Annotated in this window: 2 protein-coding genes and 1 pseudogene; all 3 read left to right on the forward strand. The window is 72.1% G+C overall.

The window, feature by feature from the left end; all coding sequences use genetic code 11:
* Positions 1 to 1,065, forward strand: a pseudogene (locus PROKR_RS06780) (hypothetical protein); the annotation flags it as partial.
* A gap of 146 nt (positions 1,066 to 1,211) precedes the next feature.
* Entirely contained in the window at positions 1,212 to 1,508 is a 297-nt protein-coding gene (locus PROKR_RS06785) for a type II toxin-antitoxin system VapB family antitoxin (RefSeq protein ID WP_020017838.1), read from the forward strand.
* Between the two features lie 19 nt (positions 1,509 to 1,527).
* A complete protein-coding gene (locus tag PROKR_RS06790) occupies positions 1,528 to 2,190 on the forward strand; it encodes a LytR C-terminal domain-containing protein (protein WP_157601936.1) in 663 nt (220 codons plus the stop codon).
* Positions 2,191 to 2,362: the final 172 nt, after the last annotated feature.

The following is a 2,362-nucleotide window of genomic DNA, read 5'->3' on the forward strand; positions in this document are numbered from 1 at the left end:
TCGTCGTCCCGCGCGGCGAACGCACTTGGCGTGTGGATCGTCATCGGCGGCTACCTGCTGCGCGGCGGGGCCGACGTCGACCCCGACGAGCTGGGCTGGCTGCACTGGGTCTCGCCGGTCGGCTGGGTGCAGCAGATCGACCCCTACGGCGCGAACGACTACGGGCCGTTCCTGCTGTGCGCCGCGCTGTTCGTCGTGGGCGGGGTGGCCGCCGGCTGGCTGACCCTGCACCGCGACCTGGGCGCGGGCCTGATCGCGGAACGGCGCGGGCCGGCGCACTCCACGTCGCTCACGTCGACCGGGGCGCTCATGGCACGGCTCACCCGCTCCTCGTTCGTGATCTGGGCGGTCTCGATCGGCGTCTACATGTTCTTCGTCGGGTACCTCATGGCGACCGCCGGGGACCTGGTGACCGAGAACGAGCAGTTCGCCGAGTACATCGCCGCGATGGGCGTCCGGGGATCCGACATCGCCGCCGGCTTCGCCGCGCTCATCATGTCCTGGACGGCCTACGCGGGCGCCGGGTACGGCGTCACGGTGGTCCAGGACATCCGCGGGGAGGAGGCACTGGGGCGCACCGAGGCGGTGCTCGCGACCCGCACGTCCCGGTCCGGATATCTCGGCGCCTGGCTGGCCGGGGCGGTCGGCGGGGCGATCCTGCTGCTCGGCGTGGCGGGGCTCGCGCTCGGGGCGGGCAACGCGCTGGCGTCCGACACCGGGTGGGGCGACTCGCTCGGCGACGGGCTCGGCGCGGCCGTGGTGCACGTGCCGGCCGTGCTGGTCGTGATCGGACTCACGTCCGCGCTGTTCGGCTGGTTCCCCCGGCTGGTCGGCCTGGGGTGGGTCGTCATCGCGGCGAGCTTCCTGGTGACGCTGCTCGGCAGCCTGCTCGACCTGCCGGACGCCGTCGTCGACCTGTCGCCGTTCGCGCACGCCCCGGCGGTGCCGGCGGTGCCGTGGGCCGACGTGGACTGGGCTCCGCTGGGCTGGTTGCTGTTGATCGCGTTCGCCCTGCTCGCGCTCGCGTTCGTCGGGTTCCGGCGCCGGGACGTCCCGATCGTCTGACCGTCGCCGGCCCTACTGGGCCGGCGTCAGTCCAACTGTTGTCGACACTCGCGTTCCGGTAGGGTTCGGGACGCCGTCCGGTGTCAGCAGGCAGGTTCGACAGCCGCTCCCGGACGTGCCCCGCCGAGTCCAGTGAGGACGGACCGATGATCTTCAAGGCCGTAGGAGACGGCCGCCCGTACCCCGAGCACGGGCGGTCGCGCACACGCGACTGGGTCGACGTGCCCCCACGGCAGGTACGCCTCGACGAGCTCGTGACCACCAAGCGCACGCTCGACCTCGACCAGCTCCTGGCCGAGGACTCCACGTTCTACGGCGACCTGTTCGCCCACGTCGTGGAGTACGAGGGCACGCTCTACCTGGAGGACGGCCTGCACCGCGCCGTGCGGGCAGCCCTTCAGCAACGTCCAGTCCTGCACGCTCGCGTGCTCACCATCCGCTGAGCTCAGGTAGGTTCATCGCGTGACATCCCCCGGGTACGACCAGGCGCGCGTCGAGCGCCGACGTCGAGAGCACGAGCGCCAGGCCGTGGTCTTCGGCGTGCTCATCGCGTTCCTCGCCGTGTGCGGCATCTTCGCGCTCGCGGTCTACTCGGGCGCCATCAGCTCGCCCTTCAACCGCCCGTTCACCACGGTGGGCGCGGCGGAGCAGAAGACGTACCCGGTGCCCTGCCTGCCCGCGGTCAAGGGGCAGCCCGACGGCGCCCTGCCGGCCACCTACTCCGACGTCCAGATCCGCCTGCTGAACGCCTCGGAGGAGATCGGCCTGGCCAGCGCGCACGAGACTGTGCTCGCCGACCGCGGGTTCAGCATCATCGCCAAGGGCAACGTGCCGGTGCAGCTCCAGGAGTCGGAGATCCGGTTCGGCCGCAAGGGGATCGTGCAGGCCTACACGCTGGCCGCGCAGTTCCCCGAGATCCGCCTGGTCCTCGACGACCGCAGGGACCGCAAGATCGACCTGCTCATCGGCGAGCAGTTCGAGGCGCCGCTCGACGTGGAGGACGTCGAGCTGACCGCCGACCAGCCGCTGCGCAACGCCGAGGACTGCGTGCCGTCCGGGGACATCGAGCCCGAGAAGCGCATCGAGCCGAGCGCGACCGACGACGAGGACCAGCCCGCGAAGTAGGGTCTGTGCCGTGCTGACGCCATCCTCGGGAGCAGTGGGCCTCGGCCGCGCGCTCCTCTGGGCGTCGGTCGTGCTCGGGCTTGCCCTGACCGCGCACTCGGAGGCGGGTGGCCACGTGCCGCCCGCGGCGGCGATCGCCCTGCTGGGCGCGCTGCTGCTCGCCGTCGCCGCG

The sequence above is a fragment of the Promicromonospora kroppenstedtii DSM 19349 genome, from assembly GCF_000515355.1.
Classification (GTDB): Bacteria; Actinomycetota; Actinomycetes; order Actinomycetales; family Cellulomonadaceae; genus Promicromonospora; species Promicromonospora kroppenstedtii.

What these genes read in the sequence shown, in the direction of transcription:
- PROKR_RS06785 (WP_020017838.1), top strand. Translation starts at nt 1,212, where the DNA reads ATGATCTTCAAGGCCGTAGGAGACGGCCGCCCGTACCCCGAGCACGGG.